General features: G+C 63.4%; 20 protein-coding genes. 11 read left to right on the top strand and 9 right to left on the bottom strand.

All coding sequences use genetic code 11. The annotated features are described in order from the left end of the window. Positions 1-45: 45 nt before the first annotated feature. Positions 46-933, bottom strand: coding sequence for an alpha/beta hydrolase family protein (locus PQU95_RS03220; protein WP_272750660.1), 888 nt, complete (start codon positions 931-933; stop codon positions 46-48). 96 nt (positions 934-1029) lie between these two features. Between PQU95_RS03220 and PQU95_RS03215 the strand changes: the two genes are divergently transcribed. The 3 genes from PQU95_RS03215 (at position 1030) to trxC (ending at position 2492) form a co-directional block, all read left to right on the top strand. After that, positions 1030-1635 carry a TetR/AcrR family transcriptional regulator gene (locus PQU95_RS03215; RefSeq protein ID WP_272750659.1) on the top strand — a complete coding sequence of 202 codons (606 nt, stop codon included), beginning with the start codon at positions 1030-1032 and terminating at the stop codon, positions 1633-1635. After that, positions 1632-1961 carry a low molecular weight protein tyrosine phosphatase family protein gene (locus PQU95_RS03210; RefSeq protein WP_272750658.1) on the top strand — a complete coding sequence of 110 codons (330 nt, stop codon included), beginning with the start codon at positions 1632-1634 and terminating at the stop codon, positions 1959-1961. The genes PQU95_RS03215 and PQU95_RS03210 overlap by 4 nt, the downstream gene beginning before the upstream one ends. Before the next feature lie 69 nt (positions 1962-2030). Further along, positions 2031-2492: a thioredoxin TrxC gene (trxC, locus tag PQU95_RS03205; RefSeq protein WP_272750657.1), complete on the top strand. Its 462-nt coding sequence runs from the start codon at positions 2031-2033 to the stop codon at positions 2490-2492. 136 nt (positions 2493-2628) lie between these two features. Here trxC and lpdA read toward each other — a convergent pair whose 3' ends face one another. From lpdA to PQU95_RS03180, 5 genes are all read right to left on the bottom strand, one after another. Continuing rightward, positions 2629-4410 carry a dihydrolipoyl dehydrogenase gene (gene lpdA / locus PQU95_RS03200; RefSeq protein ID WP_272750656.1) on the bottom strand — a complete coding sequence of 594 codons (1782 nt, stop codon included), beginning with the start codon at positions 4408-4410 and terminating at the stop codon, positions 2629-2631. A gap of 57 nt (positions 4411-4467) precedes the next feature. Continuing rightward, the gene (aceF, locus tag PQU95_RS03195) at positions 4468-6126 is read right to left on the bottom strand and encodes a dihydrolipoyllysine-residue acetyltransferase (RefSeq protein ID WP_272750655.1); all 1659 of its coding nucleotides are present in this window, start codon (positions 6124-6126) and stop codon (positions 4468-4470) included. Between the two features lie 111 nt (positions 6127-6237). Continuing rightward, entirely contained in the window at positions 6238-8901 is a 2664-nt protein-coding gene (gene aceE / locus PQU95_RS03190; protein WP_272750654.1) for a pyruvate dehydrogenase (acetyl-transferring), homodimeric type, read from the bottom strand. A gap of 379 nt (positions 8902-9280) precedes the next feature. Beyond that, positions 9281-10720, bottom strand: coding sequence for a beta-barrel assembly-enhancing protease (locus PQU95_RS03185; protein ID WP_272750653.1), 1440 nt, complete (start codon positions 10718-10720; stop codon positions 9281-9283). Positions 10721-10860: 140 nt separating this feature from the next. Continuing rightward, entirely contained in the window at positions 10861-11199 is a 339-nt protein-coding gene (locus PQU95_RS03180) for an ArsR/SmtB family transcription factor (protein WP_272750652.1), read from the bottom strand. Positions 11200-11583: 384 nt separating this feature from the next. On the opposite strand from PQU95_RS03180, the gene PQU95_RS03175 reads away from it, so the two are divergent. The 7 genes from PQU95_RS03175 (at position 11584) to PQU95_RS03145 (ending at position 15986) form a co-directional block, all read left to right on the top strand. Further along, the gene (locus PQU95_RS03175; RefSeq protein ID WP_373321368.1) at positions 11584-12576 is read left to right on the top strand and encodes a DUF2804 domain-containing protein; all 993 of its coding nucleotides are present in this window, start codon (positions 11584-11586) and stop codon (positions 12574-12576) included. Continuing rightward, positions 12570-13007 carry a GNAT family N-acetyltransferase gene (locus tag PQU95_RS03170; protein WP_272750650.1) on the top strand — a complete coding sequence of 146 codons (438 nt, stop codon included), beginning with the start codon at positions 12570-12572 and terminating at the stop codon, positions 13005-13007. Before PQU95_RS03175 ends, PQU95_RS03170 begins: the two co-directional genes overlap by 7 nt. Before the next feature lie 188 nt (positions 13008-13195). Next, positions 13196-13759 (top strand): beta-class carbonic anhydrase, encoded by a 564-nt coding sequence (locus PQU95_RS03165; protein ID WP_272750649.1) that lies wholly within the window; start codon positions 13196-13198, stop codon positions 13757-13759. Then, positions 13743-14402 (top strand): nicotinate-nucleotide adenylyltransferase, encoded by a 660-nt coding sequence (nadD, locus tag PQU95_RS03160; protein ID WP_272750648.1) that lies wholly within the window; start codon positions 13743-13745, stop codon positions 14400-14402. Before PQU95_RS03165 ends, nadD begins: the two co-directional genes overlap by 17 nt. 122 nt (positions 14403-14524) lie before the next feature. Next, the gene (rsfS, locus tag PQU95_RS03155; RefSeq protein WP_017507585.1) at positions 14525-14896 is read left to right on the top strand and encodes a ribosome silencing factor; all 372 of its coding nucleotides are present in this window, start codon (positions 14525-14527) and stop codon (positions 14894-14896) included. A gap of 73 nt (positions 14897-14969) precedes the next feature. Further along, a complete protein-coding gene (gene rlmH, locus PQU95_RS03150) occupies positions 14970-15440 on the top strand; it encodes a 23S rRNA (pseudouridine(1915)-N(3))-methyltransferase RlmH (RefSeq protein ID WP_272750647.1) in 471 nt (156 codons plus the stop codon). Positions 15441-15533: 93 nt separating this feature from the next. Further along, complete coding sequence (locus PQU95_RS03145) at positions 15534-15986, top strand: YcnI family copper-binding membrane protein (RefSeq protein ID WP_272750646.1); 453 nt, start codon at positions 15534-15536, stop codon at positions 15984-15986. A gap of 15 nt (positions 15987-16001) precedes the next feature. On the opposite strand, the gene PQU95_RS03140 is transcribed toward PQU95_RS03145, so the two are convergent. Next, positions 16002-16181, bottom strand: coding sequence for a hypothetical protein (locus PQU95_RS03140; RefSeq protein WP_272750645.1), 180 nt, complete (start codon positions 16179-16181; stop codon positions 16002-16004). 36 nt (positions 16182-16217) lie between these two features. On the opposite strand from PQU95_RS03140, the gene PQU95_RS03135 reads away from it, so the two are divergent. Then, on the top strand, positions 16218-16943 hold the full coding sequence (locus tag PQU95_RS03135) for a lytic transglycosylase domain-containing protein (RefSeq protein ID WP_272750644.1): 726 nt from the start codon (positions 16218-16220) through the stop codon (positions 16941-16943). Positions 16944-17008: 65 nt separating this feature from the next. On the opposite strand, the gene holA is transcribed toward PQU95_RS03135, so the two are convergent. Next, positions 17009-18022, bottom strand: a complete 1014-nt coding sequence (gene holA / locus PQU95_RS03130) for a DNA polymerase III subunit delta (protein WP_272750643.1) — start codon at positions 18020-18022, stop codon at positions 17009-17011. Then, the gene (locus tag PQU95_RS03125; protein ID WP_272750642.1) at positions 18003-18530 is read right to left on the bottom strand and encodes an LPS-assembly lipoprotein LptE; all 528 of its coding nucleotides are present in this window, start codon (positions 18528-18530) and stop codon (positions 18003-18005) included. Before PQU95_RS03125 ends, holA begins: the two co-directional genes overlap by 20 nt. Positions 18531-18569 lie beyond the last annotated feature (39 nt).

Here is an 18569-nt window from a genome sequence, read left to right as displayed (position 1 = left end):
GCATCATCGTAGCGCAGTTGCGATACACCGTCGCCTTCACACAGGCTACGCCACGGTACTGCACTGGCCCTGCGTATCGAACCAGTCCAGCACCTCCTGCCACAAGGGCTGCGCGTGGGCACGGAAATAGCCCATATGCCCCAGCTTGCCGTACTGCGCCGGGTCCAGGTCACGGCGCTGTTGCGGCGCCTGGCGGTAACCATCGAAAAAAGCGTCGCGCGAACGCGGCATGGCCCACAGGTCGTCCAGCGCGGTAGCCGCCACGAGCGGAGTACGTACGCTGGCAAAGGCGTCGTGTACCCAGGCACTGGCCGGGTCGTCAAAGAAATAGCGCGGAAATCGGCACCAGTGCCGCCATTGCCAGAACACACCAGCCGGCAGGTCTTCGCCGATTCCCAGCATCGCCCACGGCGAATAGCCCTTGCAGCGCGTCAGCCACGGCAGCACCGTGGCCCACATGAAGCGCACGCGCAGGCTTTCGTACCACGGCATCCAGCCATGCCATCCCGCACCTACCCCCAGCGCGTACGCGGCTGTTACCCGCTGGTGATTGGGCAGCATGCCCAGCGCGTGGCCACCGTACGAATGGCCCACCCAGTACAGCGGCACCGGCGCGTCCGCCATCGCATCCACCGCGGCGGCCAGGTCCAGCTTGCCCCAGTCGGTGTACTGCATGTCAAAGCCGCGCAGGCTGGGCGGCCGCGACCGGCCGATCCCGCGATAGTCCAGCGTCAGTACGGTAAAGCCGCCTTGCTGCGCGTGCTCGGCAAAACGGCGGTAGAAGCGCTGCGGTACACCGGTGGCACCGGCCAAGATGATGCCGCCACGCGGCTGGCCGGCGGCCTGGAACAACGTTGCGGCCAAGGGGTAGCCGTCGCGCGCCGGCAAGATAAACGCGTGCACCGTGCCCGCTGCCGTCTCGGGTAGGGTCATGATAGGCCTCTCGTGAGTTGTCATGCTTGATCTATGACAGTCGTTATAATGATTTCGATGCTAGACTATGACGACTGTTATAGCAAGACCATGCCGATGAATGATTCCGCTGTCGATCCACGTCAACGCCTGGTGCTGGCCGCCGCCGACATGCTGCGCCAGCGCGGCCTGAACGCCACCAGCGTGCGCGAAGTGGCCAAGCTGGCGCAGGCGCCGCTGGGCTCTACTTACCACTACTTCCCTGGCGGCAAGCCGCAGCTGATCAGCGAAGCGGTACAACTGAGCGGCGAACAGGTCGCCCGCTACCTGACACGCACCTTCGCCGCCGGCCCGCGCGACGGGCTGCTGGCGTTTGTCGCGCTGTGGCGGCAGCTGTTGCAAGACAAAGCCTGCCGCGCCGGCTGCCCGGTGATGGCCGTAGCCGCCGATGACAGCGCAGCCGACGACGACGCGCCAATGTTGGCCGCGGTGGCAGCTGCCATCCGCGCCTGGCAACAGCCGCTGGGCGACAGCCTTGTCACAGCAGGCTTGCCGGCAGCGCGGGCCGCCCGGCTGGCAACTTTGTTGATCGCTGCGGTGGAAGGCGCCATCCTGCTATGCCGGGCGCAAGGCAACACCACAGCGCTGGACGAGGTGGCGGAAGAGCTGCGGCTGCTACTGGATAATGCCCTGGCGGGCGTGGCCGCACAGGGCGAGCCATGAAGCGGGTGTTATTCATTTGTAGCCAGAACCGGCTGCGCAGCCCCACCGCCGAGCAGGTGTTTGCCGACTGGCCCGGCGTGGAAACCGCGTCGGCCGGCCTGCTCAACGAAGCAGAAAACCCGGTCACGCCCGAGCTGCTGGCCTGGGCCGAGCTGATCTTCGTGATGGAAAGCGCCCACCAGCGCAAGCTGTCACGCCAGTTCCGCGCCCACCTGCGCCACGCGCGCATCGTCTGCCTCGACATACCCGACAACTACCGCTACATGGACCCGGCGCTAGTTGACCGGCTGCTGGCACGGGTGCCGAAATGGCTACCGCCGCGGTAACACTATCAATCACTTGAAAGTATTGCCCGCCACCACCATCTGCTTCGCGTCACTTCGAGGAGAACGCCGATGACCAGCCACGACGCCCGCCACCTGGTGTGCCCGCACTGCGACGCCATCAACCGCCTGCCCGCCGCGCGCCTCAACGACCAGCCCAATTGCGGCCAGTGCCACCAGCCACTGCTGCACGGCAAACCGGTCAAGCTCACGGTGGATAACGCCGAACGCCACCTTAGCCGCAACGACATTCCGGTAGTGGTGGACTTCTGGGCCCCGTGGTGCGGCCCCTGCCAGATGATGGGCCCGGCCTTCGCCCAGGCCGCCGCCGCCATGCCGCAGCTACGCTTTGCCAAGATCGACACCCAGGGCGAAACCACGCTGGGGCAGCGTTTCAATATCCGCAGCATCCCCACGCTGATCCTGTTTGTGAACGGCCAGGAAGTACAACGCCAGGCCGGCGCGATGGATGCGGCCAACATCCAGCGCTGGGTAACGGGCGCACTGCGGCAAAGCCAGGGCACAGCCAGGTAATCGTGACAGGCCCGCAAGCGGCCTGTCGGCCTTGGCAAAGCCAGCGCAGGCCGCGCCACATCAATGAAAAAGGGCAAGCCCGTGGGCTTGCCCTTGTTGCCTGGCCGTGCGGCCAAGGTTGGCCGCAGGCGCGGGTTTACTTCTTGCGTTGCGGCGGCAGGTCGGTGCAGCTGCCGTGTGCCACTTCGGCGGCCATGCCGATGCTCTCGCCCAGGGTCGGGTGCGCATGGATGGTCTTGCCGATGTCGGTGGCGTCGCAGCCCATTTCGATGGCCAGGCAGATTTCGCCCAGCATGTCGCCGGCGTGGGTACCCACGATGGCGCCGCCGATCACCTGATGGGTCTCGGCGTCGAAAATCAGCTTGGTGAAGCCTTCGTCACGACCGTTAGCGATGGCGCGGCCGGAGGCAGCCCACGGGAACACCGCTTTTTCGATCTTGATGCCGTCACGCTTGGCGCTCTCTTCGGTCACGCCTACCCACGCTACTTCCGGGTCGGTGTAGGCCACACCCGGAATCACGCGGGCGTCGAAGTAGGCTTTGTGGCCGGCGCAGTTTTCCGCTGCCACGTGCGCCTCGTGCACCGCCTTGTGCGCCAGCATAGGCTGGCCAACGATATCGCCGATGGCGTAGATGTGCGGCACGTTGGTGCGCTGCTGCTTGTCCACTTCGATAAAGCCACGGTCGCTCACGGCAATACCGGCGTTTTCGGCGCCGATCAGCTTGCCGTTCGGCGCGCGGCCGGCGGCGACCAGTACCAGGTCGTAACGCTGCGGCTCTTTCGGAGCCTTGGCACCTTCAAAGCTCACGTAGATGCCGTCTTCACGGGCTTCTACCGCCACGGTTTTGGTGCCGGTCATGATGTTGTCGAAGCGATGGGCGTTGTACTTTTCCCATACCTTCACCAGATCACGGTCCGGGCCTTGCATCAGGCCGTCCATCATTTCCACCACGTCCAGGCGTGCGCCCAGCGTGGAGTACACGGTGCCCATTTCCAGGCCGATAATGCCGCCACCGATCACCAGCATCTTGCCGGGCACGGTTTTCAGCTCCAGCGCGCCGGTGGAATCCACGATGCGCGGGTCTTGCGGGATGAACGGCAGGTTCACCACGCGGCTACCGGCAGCGATGATGGCGTTCTTGAACTTGATCACCTGCTTGGCACCGGTCTTGTCCTGGCCGCTGCCTTCGGTGGTTTCCACCTGCAGGTGGTACGGGTCCAGGAACTGGCCGACACCGCGCACCACTTGCACCTTGCGTGCCTTGGCCATGCCGGCCAGACCACCGGTGAGTTTGCCGATGACTTTTTCCTTGTAGCCACGCAGCATGTCGATGTCGATTTCCGGCGCGGCAAACTTGATGCCGTTGGCAGCCAGGTGTTTCACCTCGTCGATCACCGCCGCGTTGTGCAGCAGCGCCTTGGACGGGATGCAGCCCACGTTCAGGCACACGCCGCCCAGGGTGGCGTAACGCTCGACCAGTACCACTTTCAGGCCCAGGTCGGCCGCGCGGAAGGCGGCGGAGTAGCCGCCAGGGCCGGCGCCCAGTACCAGCACGTCGCACTCGATGTCGGCAGCACCTGCGTGGCTGCCAGCCACCGGGGCAGCTGCAGGGGCTGCGGCGGGTGCAGCAGCGGCCGGGGCAGCTGCTGGCGCGGGGTTGGCCGCAGCGGCAGCACCGGCAGCTTCGATAATGACGATTACGTCACCTTCGGAGATTTTGCCGCCCACAGCGGTACGCACTTCTTTCACCACGCCGGCTTGTTCGGCCGGCACTTCCATGGTGGCTTTGTCGGTTTCCAGCGTGATCAGGCTGTCGTCTTTGGCAACGGTGTCGCCTACTTTCACGAACACGTCGATCACGTCCACATTGCTGTGGCCGCCGATGTCCGGCACTTTCAGTTCAATCAGATTGCTCATGGTTTTCCATCCGCAATGGCGGGCAGGCTGGCCGCGGCCAACCTGCGCCAGGCATGATTACAGGATCAGGCGACGTACGTCGGACAGCAGCTTGCCCAGGTACACGGTGAAGCGGGCCGCAGCGGCGCCGTCGATCACGCGGTGGTCGAAGGACAGCGAGAGCGGGCACATCAGGCGCGGTGCGAACTCTTTACCGTTCCATACCGGCTTGATCTGCGATTTGCACACGCCCAGGATGGCCACTTCCGGCGCATTCACGATCGGGGTGAAGCTGGTGCCGCCAATACCGCCCAGGCTGGAGATGGTGAAGGTCGCACCCTGCATGTCGGTCGGCTTCAGCTTGCCGTCGCGCGCCAGCGCGGACAGGTCGGTGAGTTCCTTGGCAATCTGCTTGATGCCCTTCTGGTCCACGTTCTTGATCACCGGTACCACCAGGCCGTTCGGCGTGTCGGCAGCAAAGCCGATATGGTAGTACTGCTTGAGCACCAGGTTGTCACCGTCCAGCGAGCTGTTGAAGGTGGGGAACGCCTTCAGCGCTTCGGCGGCGGCCTTGATGATGAAGGCCAGCGGGCTGATCTTCAGGCCGGACTTTTCCCACTCTTTGCCGATGGTCTTGCGGAAGTCTTCCAGCTCGGTGATGTCGCACTCGTCGTTGAACGTGACGTGCGGGATCATCACCCAGTTGCGGCTGAGGTTGGCGCCAGAAATCTTCTGGATGCGCGACAGCGGCTTGGTTTCGATCGGGCCGAACTTGGCGAAGTCCACCTTCGGCCACGGCAGCAGGTCCAGACCCACGCCGCTGCCTGCCGGTGCGGCGGCAGCCGGTGCCAGCGCAGCCGGGTTCTGCAGCACGGCTTTCACGAAGCCCTTCACATCGTCTTCGACGATACGGCCCTTGCGGCCGGAACCCTTCACCTTGGACAGGTCCACGCCCAGCTCGCGCGCCAGCTTGCGTACCGACGGGCCAGCGTGCGACTTGGCAAAGCCGGCTTCGTTGAACGCAGCAGCCACGGCAGCGGCTACCGGGGCGACCACAGGGACAGCAGCAGGTGCGGCTACGGCAGCTGGCGCGGCAGCGGGTGCCGGGGCAGCCACCGGTGCGGCAGCGGCCGGTGCAGCAGCAGCGCCGGCACCCTCTACCACCACGATCAGGTCGCCTTCGCTGGCCTTGTCGCCTACTTTTACTTTCACCTCTACCACACGGCCTGCGGCGGTAGCCGGCACTTCCATGGTGGCCTTGTCGGTTTCCAGGGTGATCAGGCTGTCGTCCACCTTGATCTCGTCACCCACTTTTACCGATACCTCGATCACGTCCACACCGCTGTGGCCGCCGATATCCGGAATGCGGATCTCGCTGCGGCCAACGTTGGCCGCAGCGGCCGGGGCTGCAGCAGGTGCAGGTGCGGCTACCGGGGCCGGCGCAGCAGCAACGGGGGCCGCCACGGCAGCAGCCGGCGCCGGGGCAGCGGCGCTGGCACCCACTTCGATAATGGCGATCACGTCGCCTTCGGAGATCTTGCCACCCAGTACGGCGCGCACTTCTTTCACCACGCCGGCGGCTTCGGCCGGTACTTCCATGGTGGCTTTATCGGTTTCCAGCGTGATCAGGCTGTCGTCTACGGCAACGGTCTGGCCCGGCTGGATGAATACTTCGATCACGTCTACATTGCTGTGCCCGCCAATGTCGGGCACTTTCAGTTCGATCAGATTGCTCATGGCTTTATCCACATCGTGGGGCAGCAGGCGGGTAAACGCCGGCTGCCACTATTCGGCTTGTGCAGGGCGCGCCGTGCGGCGCGCCCTTCCCCAAGGTTGGCCGCAGGCGGCTTAAACCTTCCAGCTTGGCAGCTTGTTCACGTTGATGCCGTACTTGGTGATGGATTCCTGTACGCGGGCGGCGTCGATCTTGCCTTCGCGTGCCAGCGCCGACAGGGCGGCTACCACCACGTAGTAACGGTTCACTTCGAAGAACTCGCGCAGCTTGGCGCGGCTGTCGGAGCGGCCATAACCGTCGGTACCCAGTACCACGTAGCGGCCTGGTACGTATTCGCGGATCTGGTCGGCGTAGTTGCGGATGTAGTCGGTAGAAGCCACTACCGGGCCGGTACGGCCTGCCAGCTGCTGTTCTACGTAGGACAGGCGCTGTTCGCCCAGCGGGTTCAGCAGGTTGTGGCGGGCGGTTTCCATGCCGTCGCGACGCAGCTCGTTGAACGAGGTCACGCTCCAGATATCGGACGCGATACCGAAGTCATTGCGCAGCAGGTCGGCCGCGGCAATCACTTCGCGCAGGATGGTGCCGGAGCCCATCAGCTGCACTTTCACCTCGGCGTCGCCACCGTCCTTGAACAGGTACATCCCCTTCAGGATGCCTTCTTCGGCGCCCTGCGGCATGGCCGGGTGGGTGTAGTTCTCGTTCATCAGGGTGATGTAATAGAACACGTCTTGCTGTTCTACATACATGCGGCGCAGGCCGTCTTGCAGGATCACGGCCAGCTCGTAGGCGAAGGTCGGGTCGTAGCTGATGCAGTTCGGGATCAGGCCGGCCTGGATGTGGCTGTGGCCGTCTTCGTGCTGCAGGCCTTCACCGTTCAGGGTGGTACGGCCGGCGGTGCCGCCCAGCATGAAGCCGCGTGCGCGCATGTCGCCCGCTGCCCAGGCCAGATCGCCAATGCGCTGGAAGCCGAACATCGAGTAGTAGATGTAGAACGGAATCATCGGGATGCCGTGGTTGGCGTAGCTGGTGGCTGCCGCAATCCACGAGGACATCGCGCCCGGCTCGTTGATGCCTTCCTGCAGCATCTGGCCGTCTTTGGATTCCTTGTAGAACATCAGCTGGTCGGCGTCCTGCGGTACGTAGTTCTGGCCTTGGGTAGACCAGATGCCGTACTGGCGGAACATGCCTTCCATACCGAAGGTGCGGGACTCGTCCGGCACGATAGGTACGATCTGCTTACCGATGTTCTTGTCTTTCAGCAGGATGCCCAGCTGACGTACGAAAGCCATGGTGGTGGAGAACTCGCGCTCGCCGGAATCGCTGAACTGGCTGTCGAACACGTGCAGGCCAGGTACGGCCAGCGGGGTTTTCACCGGTTTGCGGGCTGGCAGGTAGCCACCCAGCGCCGCGCGGCGCTCGCGCATGTACTGCATTTCCGGGCTGTCTTCGGCCGGCTTGTAGTACGGTACTTTTTCCAGATCTTCGTCGGACACCGGAATGGCAAAGCGGTCGCGGAACTTGCGCAGGTTTTCCAGCGCCATTTTCTTGGCCTGGTGCGCCACGTTTTGCGCTTCGCCGCTGGAGCCCATGCCGTAACCTTTGATGGTCTTGGCCAGGATCACGGTCGGGCGGCCATTGGCATTGTGGGTCGCTTCGTGGTACGCCGCGTACACTTTGTGCGGGTCGTGGCCACCACGGTTCAGTGCCCAGATCTCGTCGTCGGACATATTGGCCACCATCTCGCGCAGCTCCGGGTGTTTACCGAAGAAGTGTTCGCGAACGTAGGCGCCGTCTTTGGACTTGAAGGTCTGGTAATCGCCATCCACGCACTCGTCCATGCGCTTTTTCAGCAGGCCTTTGGTATCCATGGCCAGCAGCGGGTCCCAACGCGAGCCCCAGATCACTTTCAGCACGTTCCAGCCGGAACCGCGGAAGTCGCCTTCCAGTTCCTGGATGATCTTGCCGTTACCGCGTACCGGGCCGTCCAGACGCTGCAGGTTGCAGTTGATCACGAATACCAGGTTGTCCAGGCCTTCGCGGGCGGCCAGGGCGATCGCGCCCAGGGATTCCGGCTCGTCCATCTCGCCGTCGCCGCAGAAGCACCACACTTTACGGCCAGGGGTCTTGGCCAGACCGCGGCTTTCCAGGTACTTCAGGAAGCGTGCCTGGTAGATGGCCATCAACGGGCCCAGGCCCATGGATACGGTAGGGAACTGCCAGAAGTCTTCCATCAGCCACGGGTGCGGGTAGGACGACAGGCCACCGCCGTCCACTTCCTGGCGGAAGCTGTCCAGCTGTTCTTCGTTCAGGCGGCCTTCCAGGTAGGCACGGGCATACACGCCTGGGGAAATATGGCCCTGGAAGTACACCAGATCGCCTTCTTGCTCGTCGTTATGGGCGCGCCAGAAGTGGTTGAAACCGACGTCGTACAGGGTGGCGGACGACTGGAAGGAGGCAATGTGGCCACCCAGCTCCAGGTCTTTCTTGCCGGCACGCAGCACCAGGGCCATGGCGTTCCAGCGGTTGATCGAGCGGATGCGGTGCTCCATCTCGTGGTTGCCCGGCGACTTTTGCTCTTTGCCTACCGGGATGGTGTTCTGATAAGCCGTGGTGGCTTCGAATGGCAGGTGGGCGCCGCGACGACGGGTGCGCTCAACCATTTTTTCCAGCAGGAAATGGGCGCGTTCAGCGCCATCGCTGTCCAGTACGGACTCCAGCGCATCGGTCCACTCATGGGTTTCAATCGGGTCGATATCGTCAGGGTAGATTGCTGCCATCTCACATCCTCACATTATTGTTAGGGGCATCTTGTGGCGACGCCCTGCATGTCGTTTCAGCCCCGGGTAGAGGCCGCTTCAGGTCAACACGGATTATAAGCGAACATTTTCGCAAATAAAATTTGCGGAAACGAAAACTTTCTTACACGGTGCAGAGTGTAAATCCTGCCTGTGATCGGGCGGAATAGGCTATTGGGGTTTTCACTCAAAACCAGCTTTAAAATCAGGGATATTGCGCCGCATCATGTTGTATTTTTGCGATTGCCGCGTGCCAGCGTCATGTTGTCATAACACTACGCCCGGCACAGCTGGCGGGCTTTTACCCGGTATCGCGCACCTTGCACCCGAATGGCAGGGAAAAGACGGTATGGCGATGTGCTCAAGGCCCGGTTTTCAGCAGGGCATCGAGCTCGCGCAGCCGCGCTTCGATAGACGAGCGCAAATAAAAGTCGTCCCCGCGTGCGCGGCTGGCCAGCTGGTACTGTACGCGTGCGGAATCGAACTTTTGTTCGAAAAAGAACGCATTTCCCAGTGCGGCGTGGTAGCGCAAGGCGTCGGCCTCGCCGTAGCTGCGCGCCGACAGCCGCCACAGCTGGGCGTCGTCGCCGTAGCGCAGCAGCGCCGCGTCTATGGCCTGCCGCGCGTCGCTACTGCGACCGGCTTGCAGCAGGGTGTCGATCTCGGCCAGCCGCAAGGCACGGCGGGCCGGCCAGGTTTGCAGGGCCTGATGGTAGGTCTGGATGGCGGCGGGCAGGTTGGCCGCAGCACGCTGGATATCGCCTTCCAGCAGCAAGACAGACGGGTGGCTGCCAAGCTGTTGACGCACCGCAGGCAACAAGGCCTGGGCAGCGGCCGTTTCGCCCTGCGCCAGCAAGGCACGCGCCTGCCCGTACAGTGCCGCGCCACGGTTCAGGTAACGCCCGCTAGCCAACGCGGTCTGGTAGTACGCCAGGGCGTCCTGCGCACCTAGCGTAGCGATGCGCAGCTTTTCGCGCATCAGGACAAAGTCGGTACTGTTGGCGCGCATCTTCACCGGGTAGCTTTGTGCACGGCCCTGGCCCTCGCTGATGCGTTCCACGGTTAAAGGGTGCGTACGCAAAAAGCCCAGCGCGTTATTGTCGTTATGGCGCTGCTCCTGCTGCAGGCGCTCAAAGAACGCCGGCATGGCGCGGGGGTCGAAACCGGCTGCCGCCAGATACTGCATGCCCAGCCGGTCGGCTTCGCGTTCGAAATCGCGGCTATAGGCCAGCTGCTGGCTAATAGACAGGCCCACACCGGCGTTCAGCGCGCCAAAGGTGGCATCACCATTACTGCTGCGCGAGGCCGCCAACGCGCCGGCCAGCACAGCCGCCAGCAACCAAAGCTGGTTCTTGCCCTGGTTTTCCTGCATGCGCGCCAGATGGCGCTGGGTAACGTGGGCAATTTCATGCGCTAGCACCGAGGCCACCTCGCCCTCGCTTTGCGCCACCATCAGCAGGCCGCTGTGTACGCCGATCACCCCGCCAGGCAGGGCAAAGGCGTTGATGCTGCGGTCGTTCACGGTAAAAAAACGGAAGGTCAACAGGGGTGCCTGCGCCGTAGCGGCCAGGCTGCCGCCCAGGTCGGCCAGGTAGTCACCGACTTCGGCATCGTCGATCACGTCGCCATCGTCACGCAGACTACGCAGGATATCGCGGCCGATACGGTTTTCTTCGGCCTGGGGCAAGGCAGATTCGGCAACCGTCCCCAGATTGGGCAGGTCGTGGGCGGTACTGGGGGCGGCTGGCCAGATCAGAGCCAGCGAGGTCGCCAGGGCGACAAGACGGGGGCGCAAGGTCATGCCGCTATGATAGGGCCCCTGCGGCAAAAGTTGCACGCAAGATCAACTGCCCGACGACGCAGCGCAAGCAAAACGCCAGCCCGGGCAAGGCTGGCGTACAGAGGGCATAGGCAGCGTGCCAGGCCTGCTTTACCTGGCGGCTAGGCCGCGGAGGGGGGCAGCTCGCAGACCGGGGTGTCCTGCTGGGCACCACAATACAAGCCGTAGAGTGTTTCCAGGATCGCCATGGCTTCCTGGCTGGCCACGCGGTAATAAATCCATTTGCCATCACGCCGCGTGCTGACCAGCGCTTCGTTGCGCAACACGCCCAGCTGCTGGGACAGGGTAGGCTGGCGGATGCCGGTGAGCTTTTCCAGCTCGGACACCGTGCGCTCGCCGGCTACCAGCTGGCACAACAACAGCAGCCGGTCCTGGTTTGCCAGGCTCTTTAGCAGGCTGGCGGCACGGTTTGCGTTATCGTGCAACACAGTCAAATCCATGTGATGACCCTCTCATGTCTGTTTTTTGTCGTTCTGGCGGAATACAAATATTATGTATTTATTGATAGTGTAAAAACAGCCCCTTGCCAACACTATCACCTGCTGGCGCACCTGGCCGCGCGGTACTGCAGCAGCAGAGTTGGCCACAATGTAACAAATTATGGCAAAGCGCCACACCTGACATGCGCACAACACGGCCTGTCACCTGCGCCGGCGGTCAGGCATCGTGTCGCAAGCGGGCAACACATCCCGCGCCCGGACGAGCGCTACTGCCGTTATCTTGCGCGCTTTGGCGGCCAACATGCCGGCATCGCGCGCAACAGGTGCAATGTGCGCTAGACTCGGGAGTCCTTTTACACATAGGCGGCAGTCCGCCCCGGCCTGATGGCAAGCAGCTCACTCCCCCCGGCGCCGGCGCGCCTGGTACACGAACGCGGCATACCGGCTTTTGGTACTTACCAAGGTATCGTTACCCGGCTTGACTGGCAGGCTTTGCGCATGCCGCCCGCCAGACAGCTGCTACGCCCCTTGCACCACAAGCGCTGGCAGTACGCCGCGCTGGCACACGAGCATTACTTTATCGGCGTGGCGGTGGTGGACGCGGGCTGGGTCAGCAGCGCTTTTGCCTACCTGTTTGACCGCCGCCAGCGCACGCTGCTGGCCAGTTTTAGTGCCGATGGCCTGCCATTGCTGGCCACCCGGATGGAAAACCGCGCCTTTGGCGACGCCACTTTCCAGCGCGGCAAGCAGCGCATTGCCTTTCGCCGCGCCGATAACCGCCTCGAGCTCACCATCAATACCGATGCGCTCAAGTTGGCCGCACATCTTGCCCTGCCCATGCCAGAGCAAACCCTGGCGGTGATCGCCCCCGCCAACTGGCAAGCCCACGCCACCCACAAAAGCAGCGCCCTGGCGGTAAGCGGCTTTGCCGAGTGCGCCGGCCAGCGCTTGTCGCTGGATGGTGCCATCGCCAGCCTGGATGCCTCGAACGGCCTGCTGGCGCGTGAAACCAGCTGGCGCTGGGCCAGCGCGCACAGCCCGGCACTAGGCTTCAACCTGCAAGCCGGCTATATGGGTGACGCGGAAAACGCCATCTGGCTGGATGGTGAGCTACTGGCGGTCGGCCCTGCCCACTTTCGCTACGACGCGGCCAAGCCGCTGGCACCATGGCACATCCATACCGATGATGGCGCGGTAGACCTGCAGTTTTACCCCGAGGGCGCGCGTGGCGAAAACAAAGACCTGTTCATCGCCGCCAGCCGCTATATCCAGCCCATCGGTACCTTTACAGGTACCCTCATCCACCCCGACAGCGGCCGTGCCCATACGGTAAGCCAGCTGGTGGGTGTTACCGAAGACCACTACGCCAAATGGTAAAGCTGCGCCCCGCCCACCCTGACGATATCGCCGCCCTCGCCCCGCTATGCGGTGAGCTGGGCTACCCGGCCAGCGCCGGGCAGCTGGCCCCCAGGTTGGCCGCATTACTCGCCCAGCCGGCCACCCACCTGCTACTGGTGGCCGAAAACGCTAGCGGCCTGTGCGGCTGGATACACGGCTACATCCGCCCGCTGCTGGAATCAGACCCGGCACTGGAAATCGGCGGGCTGGTGGTGGCTGAGCGCGCACGCGGCCAGGGCATTGGCGCCCTGCTGCTTACCGCGGCCGAAAGCTGGGCCCGCCAGCAAGGCGTGACACAGCTAACCGTGCGCTGCCACGAACAGCGTACCGGCGCGCACCGCTTCTACCAGAACCAGGGCTACCACGTGGCCAAACGCCAGCTATGCCTGCGCAAGCGGCTGACACCATAAAACACCCTGCCCGTGGTAGCATGGCGCCCGCCAGATATAGAGCAAACATACCAACATCCCGTAGCGGCAGCCGCCATCCGCGGCCTGCCACGAGCTGCGACACGGCACCCCACCTGGCTGCCGTGGCGTGAACCAAGCCAGCCACCCGGCGCCGCCTGCCCCGGTGGCTGTCACACTGGAGACCCCCGATGGGACTGCTGAATAGCCTGCTGGAGCACAACCGTGCCTTCGTTGAAGCGCGCGAGTACGAACAATTCGAAACCGACAAATTCCCCGACAAAAACCTGGCTGTCCTGGCCTGCATGGACGCACGGCTGGTAGAGCTGCTGCCCAAGGCCATGGGCCTGAAAAACGGCGACGCCAAGCTCATCAAAAACGCAGGCGCACTGGTGACCCACCAATGGGGTTCGGTCATGCGCAGCCTGCTGGTAGCGGTATACGAGCTGCGCGCAGAAGAAATCTGCGTCGTCGCCCACCACGACTGTGGCATGCGCGCCATCGACCCGGCCCGCATTCTGGCCAATGCGCAAGAGCGCGGCGTCAGCGCCGACACCATCACCACCCTGCGCGGTGCCGGTATCGACCTGGACGCCTGGCTGAAGGGTTTTGACAATGTGCAAGACAGCGTACGCCACACCGTGCATACCATCCGCAACCACCCGCTGATGCCCAAAGACATCCCGGTACACGGCCTGGTGATTCACCCGGCCACCGGCCAGCTCGACCTGATCCTGGATGGCTACGCCAGCTGAGCACGCACCCTGCTGCGTGGGCGTGTTTGGCGGCACCTTCGACCCCATCCACGCCGCGCACCTGCGCATGGCCGACGCGTTCTGGCAGCAATGCGCGCTCACGCGCCTGCACCTGATCCCAGCCGGCCAACCCTACCACCGCCAGCAAGGCCCCGCCGCCAGCGCCACACAGCGCCTGGCCATGGTGCAGCAAGCCATAGCAGGCCGGCCCGGCTGGCTGGCTGACGGGCGCGAAGTACAACGCGGCCACCACGCCTATACCATTGAAACGCTGGAAGAAATCCGCGCCGAGCTGCCCCCGGGCTGCACACTGTGGTTTCTGGTGGGCGGCGACTCGCTGGAAAACCTGCATACCTGGCACCGCTGGCACCACCTGCTGGACACCGCCAACCTGGCCGTAGCCATCCGGCCGGGGTTCGACCCCACCCGCCTGCACCCCGATATCGCCAGCCGCTGGCAGGCCGCGCAAGTATCTGATTTTTCAAACAGCGCGCCTTCCGGTACAATCCGCGCCCTGACCTTGCCACCCGTCCCCCTCTCTGCCACCGAACTGCGAGCCCGCCTCGCCAGTGGCAGCGACTGCAGCGGGCTGATTGCCAAGCCGGTACTGGCCTATATCCGCCAGCACCAGCTATACCGGTAGACGGTGGCAGGCTATTGATTGCACGTGCCGCCGTCCCGCGGCCGTTTGCTCTTTACGGGACCTCTGTTGGCACCGGACGCTGACGTGACATTACGTCCCCGACACACTACTCAAGGAATACCATGCAAGTTCAAGACATCGCCAAGCTGGCTGTAGAAGCCCTGGAAGACGTAAAAGGCAAAGATATCGTCGAGCTGGACACCACCCAGCTGACCTCGCTGTTTGCACGCCTGATCGTGTGCACCGGCGACTCCAACCGTCAGGTCAAAGCCCTGGCCAATAACGTTGCCGTGACCCTGAAAGAAAAAGGTATCGACCTGGTAGGTACCGAAGGCCACGAAAGCGGCGAATGGGTACTGGTAGACGCCGGCGACGTGGTCATCCACGTGATGCTGCCGGCCGTGCGCGACTACTACGATATCGAAGCACTGTGGGGCGGCGAAAAGCCATCCTTCGTGCCGGTAGGCGGCCGCCCGTGGAACGCTGCAGTCTAAGCTAAGCCCATGCAGTAACCCGTTGGCCGCAGCCCCGCAAGGTGCTGCGGCCAACCTTTTTGGGGATGCACCCATGAAAATCACCCTGCTTGCCGTGGGCAGCAAGATGCCACGCTGGGTAGACGATGCCTTTGGCGACTACGCCAAGCGCTTTGGCCGCGATATCCAGTTCGAGCTCAAAGAAATCAAGCCGGAAAAACGCGGCGGCGGCGTCACCGCCGAAAAAGGCATTGCCGCCGAACACGAACGCATCGTGGCCGCCATTCCGCCGCGCAGCAAGCTGGTCATCCTGGACGAACGCGGCAAAAACTGGACCTCGGTACAGCTGGCGGGCGCCATGAAGGAGTGGATGGCCGGCGGCGACGATATCTGCATCGTCATCGGCGGGGCCGACGGCCTGTCGCAGCCGCTGAAAGCCCGCGCCGATATCATGCTGCAGCTGTCTGCCATGACCCTGCCACACGGCATGGTGCGTGTGCTGCTGGCCGAACAGCTGTACCGCGCGTACTCCATCCTGAATAACCACCCTTACCACCGCGAATAGCAGGCCACCGCGCCGCAATAGCCCGGCACAGGCCTCATCGACTATTGCCCCACTTCATTCTGTGTGGTGCATGAGTCATGAATAACCTGCTGCTTGGCGCCACACGGGCACTCTGCACCCTGCCGGCAGCGGCGCAAAACGGTACTGCGCGTACCACATGGCTGCGATGGCAGCCCCACCACCAGTATCCGCGTGCTGCTGCCGGAAGGCTTCCGCTTGGCCAAACCCATGCCCAAGGCGGGCTGGCAGCTGGTTACGGTCTACAAAGCCGTGGAACCGTTCGACAACCACGGCACTACCGTGCGTGAAGATGTGAGTGAAATCGAATGGCGTGGCGGCAATCTGCCCGACGATTTCTACGACGAATTTGTTTTCCGCGGCACGCTGCCGGCAAGGGCAGGTGAAACCGCCTGGTTTAAAGTGGTACAAAAATGCACGAAGGGCGAGACGCGCTGGGATGAGATGCCTGCCGATGGCAAAGCACTGGCCAAACCCGCGGCCGGGGTAAAACTGACCCCGCCAGCCAGCCCGGCACATAGCCACTAAACCAGCCTGACCCGGTCAAAAAAGGGTGCTTCGGTACCCTTTTGCCTTTTTTTTAGGCAAAAAAATTCTGCCTCGGCAACACCCCGCAAAGCCAGCTATAGCTGGCTTTAAGCCATAAGAATGCCCCTGCGCCAGCACACCCGTTTTTACAAAATCGCCCAAAAACTGGAAATTTACCAAGATAATCAGTAACATGCATGTTCCGCCCGCAAGGGCATTGGTTCTTTACTCATGACTATACGACCGATACTGGCCGGGCTGATCGCCTTTGCCACCCTGCCTGCGGCTTGGGCCGACAGCTGGAGTGATATCCAAACCGATCACGCTTTAGGCCTTTACCGCGAGCTGGATGACGCCATTGCGCCGGGCTTGGGTACCAAGCTGAACCCGGAGGCAGTACCGCCTTTCCGTAAGCCCCCGGCCGTCAAAGCCATCAAAGCGCTCGATATCCCGGTAGTCAAAGCGCCATCTGTCGATGCGCGCCAGGCAGCCACTTTCAACAAACTGATCGCAAAAGTTGCCCGCGAGCAAAAAGTCGATCCCCAGCTGCTGCACGCCATCATTGCGGTGGAATCGGGCTACGACCCGGAAGCCTTATCGCCCAAAGGGGCGCAAGGGCTGATGCAGCTGATGCCGCAAACGGCTGCCCGCTTCGGTGCCAGCAACCCGGCAGACCCGCTGGACAATCTGCGAGCCGGTGCGCGCTATGTGCGCTTCCTGCTGACGGCGTTCAAGCACGATATGCCCCTGGTGATCGCCGCCTACAATGCTGGCGAGGGCAGTGTCAGCAAGTACCGCAACAGTATCCCGCCCTACCCGGAAACCCGGATGTACGTGGCCAAGGTACTGGCTTCCTACGAGAAGCGCACAGGCCAGAGCCTGCTGCTTGCAAGCACCGCTACCGCCACCGTAGGCGGCCGGGTACGCGTAACCTTCCCGGCGGATACACCGCTGTAAGCCAGCTGGCGCCCTGCGCAACAAAAAGGCCGGATCTTTCGATCCGGCCTTTTTATTTGCTCGCGCTAGCGTGCCGCCAGGCTGGCGGCCAACCTTTTCAGGCTATGCCAGGCATCGCCTTGCTCTACCCCCTTGATCTGGCGGTCGATGCGCGCACAGGTAGCCAGCGCATCGGTCAGACGGCGCGGCCCGATACGCTGCACCGCCGGCGCGGCCAGCTTTTGCTTGTCGCCCCACAAACGCAGTTCGCCCGCCATGTCGCGCACCTGACGGCCATCCTTCAGGCCACGGCCCAGCTTGATCAGCATGCGCACGTCTTCGGTGAACGACCACAACACCAGCACCGGCGCTTCGCCCTCGGCTTCCAGCCCGTCCAGCATGCGGGTAGCACGGGCGGCATCGCCCGCCAGCCAGCTCTCGGACAGGTGGAATACGTCAAAGCGCGCCACATTGGCCACCGCATCGCGGATATCGGCCAGGCTCAGCTCGCCTTTGGGGTATAGCAGCGCCAGCTTGTCGATTTCCTGCTTGGCGGCCAGCAAGTTGCCTTCTACGCGGTCGGCAAAGAACGCAGCGCTGTCGTGCGCCACGCTCTGCCCCTGTGCCTTCAGCCGGCGGCTGATCCAGGCCGGCAGCTCGCTGCGGCCAACCGGGCGGGCCTCTACCAGCACCGCGTGCTTTTCCAGCGCAGCAAACCATTTGGCTTTTTGCTGGGCTTTGTCCAGACGCGGCAGCTGGATCAGCGTGATGGTGTCCTGCGGCGGCTGCGCGGCCAACTGCTGCAGCGCCTCGGCACCGTCGACGCCCGGCTTGCCACCGGGGATGCGGATTTCCAGCAGCTTGAGGCTGGCAAACAGCGACACGCTGCTCATGGCATCACGCAGGCGAGACCAGTCAAAATGGCCGCCCTCTACCGTCAGTACCTCGCGCTCCAGATAGCCGGCCTGGCGGGCGCTGGCACGCAGGGTATCTGCTGCCTCCAGCGCCAGCAACGCCTCCTCGCCGTACACCACATAAAGCGGTGCCAGCGGGCTGCGCGCCAGCTGCTCTTTCAGGGCGTCAGGGCTGAGTGCTGGCATTGGCAGGCTTGGCAGGCGTCACCGCCGGCAGATAAGACAGGCGGCGCACCAGCTGCTCGGCGGCGTCGCGGCGCATATCGGCCCACAACAGGGCTTCTTCGCGCTCTTTGCCCAGTACGGCGGCGTCGCTGTAGCTCATCTCGCGGCGCACCACCACCGACATGGGCACAGGCGCGCTGTCAGTCAGGCGCTGTACAGTGGCACTCACACGGTAGATCAGCAGGTACTCGTTGACCTTGCCACCACGGTTGATGGTGAGGATGTCCTTGCGGCTTTCTTCGTCTACCACCCGCAGCGTGGCCTGAGCCGTACCCGTTTGCAGGGTCAGGCGGCCATCGCGTTGCAGCGCTGCGCGCAAGGCTTCATCCAGCGAGCCGGTGTTTTGCAGGCTCAGGCTGCTGAACGACAGCGGCCCCAGCGGTGCAGACATGCCGCGCAGATGAAAGCCGCAGCCCGCCAGCAGGCTGATACCCACGGCCAGAACAGCACAATGCAAAGTTCGCTTCATGGCGTGTTACCGATGAAAACGGCGCGGGCCAGGCCGCGC

The organism is Vogesella aquatica (assembly GCF_028548455.1).
GTDB classification, from domain to species: domain Bacteria; phylum Pseudomonadota; class Gammaproteobacteria; order Burkholderiales; family Chromobacteriaceae; genus Vogesella; species Vogesella aquatica.
This window is presented reverse-complemented; position numbering and strand designations above follow the sequence as displayed.